We start from the raw sequence: 6,873 nt of genomic DNA, 5'->3' as shown, positions 1-6,873 counted from the left end.
GGACGGAGAACGGGCTGCCGCAGCGGCGCAGCCGTGGCCGCGCGCCGCTCGGCTCCCACAATCTCGGCCTCCGCAGCACGGGCCGCGACCCGGGTCGCGGCCCGGACCGTACGCCGGACCACGGCCCGGCGCCCAGGAGCAACGGCAGCAATGGCAGCAACGGCAGCAACGGGCCGAGCGGCGCCTCCGGGCCAGGCGGCGAACCCGGGCCCGGCATCTGGCTCGAAGCGTTCACCAAGGCGGTCAACGGCACTCCGCAGGAGCCTCCCGCCGCGGCGGGAGACACGCCGACCGGGCCCGGCGACCGTGGCGAATCCGACGACGTGCGGGGCAAGGGAGAGCTGAAGTGATCCAGCAGCGGGCCAATTTGGACTGGATGCTCAAGGAACTGGCCGACGGAGTACCGCAGATCCAGCAGATCGTGGTGCTCTCCGCGGACGGCCTCCGGATCGCCCGGCACGGCGGCGACCCGGATGTCGCCGACCGGCTCGCCGCGGCCTGCGCGGGACTCCAGAGCCTGGCCGCCGCCGTCGCCGCCGAGATCCCGCACAGCGACGGACGGATGCGGCTCGTCGTCATCGAGGTCGGCGGCGGCTTCTTCTATCTGATGGAGGCCGGCGAGGGCGCGTATCTCGCGGTGCTCGCCGACGAGACGGTCGACGCGGGTCTGGTGGGCGCCCGGATGAGGGACATGGTCGTCCGTATCGGCGCCCATCTCACCAGTCCGCCGCGCCACGAGGGACACGACGGGCAGGCCGGATGAGTACGCCTCCTCAGCGGGAACGCAGGAACCCCGAGGCGGATGTGGGGGACCCGGAACGCCTGTATGTGATCACCGGAGGACCGGACGGCGCCGAACGGGCCGCGCTCGATCTCGTCACCATGATCGTGGCACGTGACGAACCGTCACCGACGGTACAGCCGGAACAGGCCGCCATTCTGCGGCTCTGCCGGGCACCGCTGTCCGTGGCCGAGCTGTCGGCCTATCTCACTCTCCCGTTCAGCGTGGTGACCGCGCTGCTGACCGAACTCCTCGCGGCCGGACTGGTCGAGTCGCGGGCTCCCGTCGTCCGCGCGGCGCTCCCTGACCGGTCCCTTCTCGAAGCGGTGATGCATGGACTCCAGAGACTGTGAAGCGACCGCGGCCACGATCACGGGCCCCAGGAGCGAGGACATCCTGCCCACCACGGCCACCTCCGCCGTGAAGATCGTGATCGTGGGCGGCTTCGGCGTCGGCAAGACGACGATGGTGGGCTCGGTCAGCGAGATCCGTCCGCTCACCACCGAGGAGACCATGACGCAGGCCGGCGTCGGCGTGGACGACAACTCGGGTGTCGAGAGCAAGACCGCCACCACCGTCGCCATGGACTTCGGCCGGATCAGCATCACCGAGCGACTCGTGCTCTATCTCTTCGGCACTCCGGGCCAGGAGCGGTTCTGGTTCCTCTGGAACGGCCTCTTCGAAGGCGCCCTGGGAGCCGTGGTGCTGGTGGACACGCGCCGTCTCGAAGTGAGCTTCGATGTGATCGGACGGCTGGAGGAGCGCGGCGTACCGTTCGTCGTCGCCGTCAACACCTTTCCCGACGCGCCGCACCATCCCGTCGAAGCGCTGCGGAAGGCACTCGACCTGCCCGACGAGGTCCCGATGGTCGACTGCGACGCACGGCAGCGGGCCTCCTGCCGCGATGCCCTGCTGACACTGATGCGCTATCTGCACGCGCTGGCGATGCCCGCGGACTGACCGAGGCGCGCCGCAGCGCCCTGCCCTGCCGGGCCCGGTCCGGCCATCCCCGTATCCCTTTCTGCCCGCTCCCTGGAGTGAACGCCCGTGACCACGCCTTTCTCCCATCCGTCCGGAACCGACGGCCACCAGGCGCCGCCGCCCGGCTGCCCGGCCCACGGTCTGCGCCGGCTCTACGGACCCGAGGCCGAGAACGATCCCATGGGTCTGTACGAGAAGCTGCGCGCCGAACACGGTTCCGTCGCGCCCGTACTGCTCCATGGCGATGTACCGGCCTGGTTCGTCCTCGGGCACAGCGAGAATCTCCATATGACGCGTACGCCGTCGCAGTTCTCCCGGGACTCACGGCGCTGGCGCGCACAGCACGACGGCACCGCGCCTCCTGACCATCCGCTGGCGCCGGTCTTCACCTGGCAGCCCATCTGTGTCTTCGCCGACGGCGCGGAGCACGAGCGGCTGCGCGGCGCGGTCACCGACTCGATCGCCCGTATCGACCACCGTGGTGTCCGCCGCCATATCAACCGCTACAGCAACCGGCTGGTCAACGAGTTCTGCCAGGACGGCAGGGCCGACCTGGTCAGCCGCTTCGCCGAGCATCTGCCGATGATGGTGATGGCGCAGATCCTCGGTATGCCCGAGGAGTACAACGAGCGCCTGGTGCAGGCCGCCCGCGACATGATCAAGGGCACCGAGACCGCCAACGAGAGCAACGAGTATGTGATGGCCGTGCTGCGCAGGCTCGTGGCCCGCCGACGCGACACTCCCGAGGAGGACTTCGCCACCTGGCTGACGGAGCATCCGGCCGGGCTCACCGACGACGAGGTCGGCCAGCATCTGCGGCTGGTGCTCATCGCGGCCTACGAGACCACCGCCAATCTCCTCGCCAATGTGCTCCGTATGGTGCTCACCGATCCACGCTTCCGGGCGCGGCTGAGCGGTGGCCATATGACGCTGCCGGAGGCGGTCGAGCAGACGCTCTGGGACGAGCCTCCCTTCACCACGATCTTCGGCCGCTGGGCGGTCGGCGACACCGAACTGGGCGGCAAGCGCATCAAGGCGGGCGACGCGCTGATCGTCGGTATCGCGGCGGCCAACGCGGATCCGGTGGTACGTCCCGATCCCGCCGCCTCCATGCAGGGCAACCGCGCGCATCTCGCCTTCAGCGGCGGCCCGCACGAGTGTCCGGGCCAGGACATCGGACGCGCCATCGCCGACACCGGGATCGACGCGCTGCTGCTGCGGCTGCCCGATCTCCAGCTCGCCGTGGAGGAGCGCGAGTTGCGCTACTCGGCGGCGCTGATGTCCCGTCAGTTGCTTGAGCTGCCCGTGACGTTCGCTCCTCGGCCGCCGCAGGATGTCACCGGTCCGCCGAACGCGGCGCCCGGCGCCCGGCGTCCGCAGTGGCAGGTGGACTCGCCCAGGCCGGTCCCGGCCTCCGAACCTCAGCCGCTGCCGCGGTCGCCGCAGACGGAGGTACCGCAGGAGGTCCCGGCCACCGCCGTCCCAGCCACCGCCGCGATGCTCCCGATGCCTGTGCCGGCCAACGCGCCGCGGCGCGCCTGGCGAGCGGTGGCCCGCTGGTGGCGCGGACACTGACCGATCTCACACCTGACCGGCCGCTAAGGCCCGGTCCGTCACACAGACCCGTACGGCGGTGTCGCTGCCGTACGGCCGGCGCTACTGCCCGTACGGACCGGTGCGAGCCGTACGGTCAGTACGCCGGGTCCAGCTGGTCCCACCACCAGGAGATCGTGGGGATCGGCAGCGGCTCCTGGCTGTCGTCGGCCGGCCGCTGCTTCCACCAGCCGCCGGGCGTCGCCTTCGGTACCGACGGCACGGAGTAGCGAGGACAGATCGACGCCCAGTCGAGATGGCCGCGGACGAACTGGCCGAGTCCCTTGATGTACCGGCGCAGATCGTTGTCCGCCTCCTTCAGCACCTGCGCGGCCAGCCGCTCGAAGAGCACCATCACCCGGTCCCGCATCGCCACCACACGGACGAGCGCACGCCGTGGATCGAGTCCCTCCTCCTGGCAGAGGACATCGATCAGATTGAGATTGTCACCGGCCCGCAGCAGCTCCTTGTTCCGTGAGTAGAGATCGTTGTCCCAGCTCACCAGCGTCCAGGTGATCTCGGTGAGCGCGCGTATCCGTGGATCCTGCATATCCTCGTCGGCCACCGAGAAGCCGCCGACGACCTCGATCATCGCCGTGGAGGGCGCCATCCCGATGGCGCGCATCCACAGGGTGATGTAGTCGTCCAGCGAGGGCAGTTCGGGATTGCGGCGCCAGGACGCCTCCCACACCAGGCCCGAGGTGTAGACACGCATCGCCTCCGTCAGCCGGCGCAACTGGCGCGGTGACGCGAACCGTTCCGCCTCCAGCCGCAGCCGCCGCAGCGCCGCCGTATGCGGCGAGTCGCGCGGTCCCTGTGCCGTCGGCGCCTCCACGGCGCGCATGATCCGTGAGGTCTCCTGGGCGAGCAGATCCGCCGTGGCCTCGGACTCGTCGCACATACCGTCGTCCAGCGAGAAGAGCACGGCGTGGAACTTGGCCATGAGAGTGAGCGGTCCGAGCTCTCCGTACGGCATCGTCGAGGCCGTCAGACCGCCGAAGTCGCAGATGGCGAGGCGTTTGAGCTGATGTTCGTCGCTGTCGAGCCGCTGTTTGAGCATCCACCGTACGGTCCGGTCGTTGAGCGCCTCCACCGACGGATGCCGGGCGGACGGGACCGGGCAGTAGAACGGTACGGCCGGAAGCTGCTGGACCAAGCGCTGTTCCGGGACGCTCGAAACATCCGGGACACAGGTCATGATCGGCCTCCTGGTACGGCGAGGGGCGGAAAAGTGACGTGCGGAGAAACGACGTACGGACATGGCGTGGTGGCGTTCGGGAGGAGCGTATATGCCCGTGTCGGATCGTCAACAACTATGCAATTGGCCACCGGTTGGCCGGAACTGACGGCCCGTGAGCTGAACCGATCAACTCGGATCGGCCGTCGGCGGGCGGGCGCCGCCGACGTGGTGAAAGTCCCGCCGGCCGGGAAGTGCTCCCGTAACGGCTTGTATGGGACGCGGACATGTCCGGATCGTTCCCGGTACGCCATTGCGCGGGGTCGGCAGGAGACGGCCGGTATGAGACGGATGTACGGCTCGACGGGCTGGACGGGCTCGACGGCCCGCGTGGGCGTCGCGCGGGCCCGGATGCCGGTGGGCCCCTCGGCATGTGAGGGGCCCACCGGACCGGGAGTCGCGCCGCCCCCGTCCCCACGGTGCGGCGCGGGCCGACCGTCGTCATCCGCTCGGGCGACGGTCCGCCGTTCATGCGGGCGAGGTGACCTCCAGCCCGAGCACGGGAAAGACCGCGGCCTCCAGGAAGCGGATGAGATACGGCTCGTCCGCGTTCCGGCCGGCCAGCATCGGCCGTGCGCGCACGACACCGATGAGCTGGGCGGCCACGAACTCGTTCGCGGGATTGTCCGCCGCGACCTCACCGCGCTCCACGGCGCGGCGGACCATCGTCTCGATCGCCTCGACCTCCGGTTCGATGACGGCCTCGCGCAGGGCCCGCAGCAGCTCCGGATTCTGGAGCGCGGCATGGCTGAGCGCGTGCAGCAGCGCGGTGTCGCGTCCCGCGCCGGTCGCCGCCGTGCAGACCGCCATCCGGAGATCACCCGCCAGGGTGCCGGTGTCGATGTCCGCGAGTCTCACACAGCTCGTGCCCCGGAGCGCGGCGGCGACGAGCTGCGGCTTGGTGCGCCACTGACGGTAGAGCGTGGACTTGCCGCAGCGTGAGCGCGCGGCGACGCCCTCCATGGTCAGCGCCTCGTAACCGCTCTCTCTGAGCAGATCCAGAGCGGCCTCGTAGAACTCCAGCTCCCGTTCCGGTGTGATCTTGGAGCGGCGCTGCGGTTTCATCGTCTCTCCCTGTCCCGTTCCCGCGTCCAATTCCCGCCCCCGGACCGCCCTTCGACCAGCTTTCCGAGGGTTCCGATACGCCAGTGTACCGATACGGATCCGTATCGGTACACTGGCGTATCGATAGGGCGTGGTACTCACCGCGTCGCCGCACCACCACGCCGTCATGCGCGACGTGCTGTCCTTGCAAGGGGGTCGGGTGATATACGCCCGCACTGGGCCCGCCGAACGGGAGCAGGACACTCCCGCCCGACCGCCCCTCGTACGCGAACTGCTGCTCGTCGCCGGACTCTTCCTCGTCTACAAATTCGGCAGGCAGGCCGCCACCGGCCACACCGCCGAGGCGTTCCGCAACGCCCACCGGGTCTGGGACTGGGAGCGCACGCTCCGGCTCCCGGACGAGGGCACCGTCCAGAGCGTGCTGCTCCACGGCGGCACGCTCGTCCAGTGGGCGAACACCTACTACACGGTGGTGCACTTCCCGGCGACGCTGCTCTTCCTCTGCTGGCTCTACTGGCGCAGCCCGGGCCACTACGTCTGGGCCCGCCGGGTGCTCGCCACGCTCACCGGTGCCGCGCTCGTCCTGCATGTGCTGATGCCGCTCGCGCCGCCGAGGCTGCTTACCGCGACCGGTCTGGTGGACACGGGCCGGGTGTACGGGCCGACGGCCTACAGCGCGGCGCCCGCCACCGACTCCATGGCGAACCAGTTCGCGGCGATGCCCTCGCTCCATGTCGGCTGGGCGGTGATGGTCGCGGTCGGTCTCATCGCCGCCACCCGCTCCCGGTGGCGCTGGCTCTGGCTGCTGCATCCGCTGACGACGCTGTTCGTGGTCATAGGCACCGCCAATCACTACTGGCTCGACGCGGTCGTGGCCGTCGCGCTGCTGACCGTCGTGCTGGTGTGCGTACGGGCGCCGGGCCGGCGTCGCGGCTCGCGGATCGTACGGTCCGGTCCCGGCGTACGGTCCCGCCACGGCGTACGGTCCGGTCCGGGCGTAGAGGGCGCGGCGGCGGACGCGTGGCCGGGAGCGGCGGAGGAAATCCAACCAGCGCCGGCACCGGCGCCGGCACGGATGTCCGGTGTCCCGCTGGCCGCGTCGGGAACGGCGCGGTGAGCAGCCCGATGAGCGGCGCGACGGTGGTCGCCGTCACACTCGCGCTGCTCTCCGCCGTCGCGTACGCCGCCGCGGCCGTCGCCCAGGAGCGGCTCCCCC

At 70.3% G+C, this 6,873-nt stretch carries 7 protein-coding genes and 1 pseudogene; 6 read left to right on the top strand and 2 right to left on the bottom strand.

The genetic code is table 11. The annotated features are described in order from the left end of the window. The 5 genes and pseudogenes from GA0115259_RS06530 to GA0115259_RS06510 form a co-directional block, all read left to right on the top strand. Positions 1–350 (top strand): annotated as a pseudogene (locus tag GA0115259_RS06530) (hypothetical protein); the annotation flags it as partial. Then, the gene (locus GA0115259_RS06525) at positions 347–763 is read left to right on the top strand and encodes a roadblock/LC7 domain-containing protein (protein WP_093592176.1); all 417 of its coding nucleotides are present in this window, start codon (positions 347–349) and stop codon (positions 761–763) included. The pseudogene GA0115259_RS06530 and the gene GA0115259_RS06525, both read left to right, overlap by 4 nt. After that, entirely contained in the window at positions 760–1,134 is a 375-nt protein-coding gene (locus GA0115259_RS06520) for a DUF742 domain-containing protein (protein ID WP_093592173.1), read from the top strand. Before GA0115259_RS06525 ends, GA0115259_RS06520 begins: the two co-directional genes overlap by 4 nt. After that, positions 1,115–1,741 (top strand): GTP-binding protein, encoded by a 627-nt coding sequence (locus GA0115259_RS06515; RefSeq protein ID WP_093592170.1) that lies wholly within the window; start codon positions 1,115–1,117, stop codon positions 1,739–1,741. The genes GA0115259_RS06520 and GA0115259_RS06515 overlap by 20 nt, the downstream gene beginning before the upstream one ends. 87 nt (positions 1,742–1,828) lie before the next feature. After that, positions 1,829–3,337 (top strand): cytochrome P450, encoded by a 1,509-nt coding sequence (locus tag GA0115259_RS06510; protein WP_093592167.1) that lies wholly within the window; start codon positions 1,829–1,831, stop codon positions 3,335–3,337. 115 nt (positions 3,338–3,452) lie between these two features. Here GA0115259_RS06510 and GA0115259_RS06505 read toward each other — a convergent pair whose 3' ends face one another. Both GA0115259_RS06505 and GA0115259_RS06500 read right to left on the bottom strand, forming a co-directional pair. Continuing rightward, the gene (locus tag GA0115259_RS06505; protein ID WP_093592164.1) at positions 3,453–4,553 is read right to left on the bottom strand and encodes a terpene synthase family protein; all 1,101 of its coding nucleotides are present in this window, start codon (positions 4,551–4,553) and stop codon (positions 3,453–3,455) included. 507 nt (positions 4,554–5,060) lie between these two features. Continuing rightward, positions 5,061–5,657, bottom strand: coding sequence for a TetR/AcrR family transcriptional regulator (locus GA0115259_RS06500; RefSeq protein ID WP_093592161.1), 597 nt, complete (start codon positions 5,655–5,657; stop codon positions 5,061–5,063). 199 nt (positions 5,658–5,856) lie between these two features. Between GA0115259_RS06500 and GA0115259_RS06495 the strand changes: the two genes are divergently transcribed. Next, a complete protein-coding gene (locus GA0115259_RS06495; RefSeq protein ID WP_176732453.1) occupies positions 5,857–6,774 on the top strand; it encodes a phosphatase PAP2 family protein in 918 nt (305 codons plus the stop codon). Positions 6,775–6,873 lie beyond the last annotated feature (99 nt).

Source organism: Streptomyces sp. MnatMP-M17 (assembly GCF_900091995.1).
Classification (GTDB): domain Bacteria; phylum Actinomycetota; class Actinomycetes; order Streptomycetales; family Streptomycetaceae; genus Streptomyces.
The sequence above is the reverse complement of the archived record's forward strand: the minus strand, read 5'-3'. Positions and strand labels throughout refer to the sequence as shown.

What these genes read in the sequence shown, in the direction of transcription:
- GA0115259_RS06520 (WP_093592173.1), top strand. Translation starts at nt 760, where the DNA reads ATGAGTACGCCTCCTCAGCGGGAACGCAGGAACCCCGAGGCGGATGTG.
- GA0115259_RS06515 (WP_093592170.1), top strand. Translation starts at nt 1,115, where the DNA reads ATGGACTCCAGAGACTGTGAAGCGACCGCGGCCACGATCACGGGCCCC.
- GA0115259_RS06505 (WP_093592164.1), bottom strand. Translation starts at nt 4,553, where the DNA reads ATGACCTGTGTCCCGGATGTTTCGAGCGTCCCGGAACAGCGCTTGGTC.
- GA0115259_RS06500 (WP_093592161.1), bottom strand. Translation starts at nt 5,657, where the DNA reads ATGAAACCGCAGCGCCGCTCCAAGATCACACCGGAACGGGAGCTGGAG.